Raw genomic sequence first — 1,548 nt, 5'->3', positions numbered from 1 at the left:
GCCCCATGCCCAATTTCAAGATATTTGCGGTTTACGCAGATGCCAACTAGTGGATTGCTCATAAGCGTAAGCTACTTGAAACAGTAGGTCTTCTCGCAGGACATTGCCAATTAGCTGTAATCCTATTGGTAGCCCTTGATCATCGAAACCACATGGCAAACTTAAACTAGGTAAACCAGCAAGATTGACAGGGATAGTCATCAAGTCAGTTAAATACATGCTCAAGGGGTCAGTAGTTTTTTCCCCTGCTTTGAATGCTGTAGTGGGAGATGTGGGACAAACTAACACATCAACTAAGCCAAAAGCCTTTTCAAAGTCTTGCTTAATCAGGGTGCGGACTTTTTGCGCTTTCAGGTAGTAGGCGTCATAATAGCCAGCCGAAAGGGCGTAAGTGCCAATCATAATCCGGCGTTTGACTTCTGTACCAAAACCAGTGGCACGGGTGCGAGTGTACATCGATAGCAGATTATCGGCATCAGGGGCGCGGTAACCATATTTAACGCCATCGTAACGAGCTAGGTTTGCTGACGCTTCTGATGGGGCAATGATGTAGTAGGTGGGTAAGCCATAGCGAAAGGTGGGACAGGAAATTATATGAATCTCTGCTCCTAAACTTTGTAATACGTCTACTGCTTTGGTAACAGCTTGTTCCACAACAGAGTCCAAACCTTCACCAAAAGTTTCTTTAATGATGCCAATTCTTAGCTGACCTCTGGGTTTGAAGTCTGGTTTTAAGCTAGCGGCATAGTTGGGAATGGGAACTTTGAGACTGGTAGAATCTTTGGGATCGTAACCTGCGATCGCATTTAATAATATTGCGGCATCTTCCACTGTGTTTCCAAATGGCCCAATTTGATCCAAAGACGAAGCGTAAGCCACCAAACCATAACGGGAAACCAAGCCATAAGTCGGCTTCATTCCCACCACACCGCAAAAAGATGCAGGTTGCCGAATCGAACCGCCAGTATCAGAACCGAGAGCAACTACACATTCTTGAGCCGCCACCGCCGCCGCAGAACCCCCCGAAGAACCACCTGGAACTCGTGACAAATCCCAAGGATTAGCCGTGACTTGGTAGGCAGAGTTTTCTGTGGAACTACCCATCGCAAACTCATCCAAGTTGGTTTTGCCTACCATTATTGCCCCAGCATCTGCCAGTTTTTGCGTCGCCGTTGATTCATAAGGCGGCACGAAATTTTCCAAAATTCGGGAGGCACAGGTGGTAGGAATTCCCTTAGTACATAAATTATCCTTAATCCCAACAGGAATGCCTGCTAGTAGCCCAATTTCTTCTCCCGCAGAAATTTTGGCATCCACAGCACCCGCCTGCTCTAATGCCCGATCTGCGGTCACACATAAAAAGCTGTGCAATTTTGGCTCTAACGCTTGAATGCGCTCTAAAGCTTCTTGGGTAATTTCAACGGCAGAACGTTCTTTCTTAACCAGCTGTTGGTGCAACTCGCGGATGGATGCCATGATTGCTCTCTTTGTGACTCAAGTCATTGATTTTAGTACATATTGGATGAGATTGGGAATTGGGGATTGGGG

The 1,548-nt window shown here is 46.5% G+C and carries 1 protein-coding gene; it reads right to left on the bottom strand.

The annotated features are described in order from the left end of the window. Positions 1 to 15 precede the first annotated feature (15 nt). A complete protein-coding gene (gene gatA / locus VB740_RS36625) occupies positions 16 to 1,476 on the bottom strand; it encodes an Asp-tRNA(Asn)/Glu-tRNA(Gln) amidotransferase subunit GatA (protein ID WP_323204700.1) in 1,461 nt (486 codons plus the stop codon). Positions 1,477 to 1,548 lie beyond the last annotated feature (72 nt).

Source organism: Nostoc sp. UHCC 0251, assembly GCF_034932245.1.
GTDB lineage: Bacteria > Cyanobacteriota > Cyanobacteriia > Cyanobacteriales > Nostocaceae > Nostoc.
The sequence above is the reverse complement of the archived record's forward strand: the minus strand, read 5'-3'. Positions and strand labels throughout refer to the sequence as shown.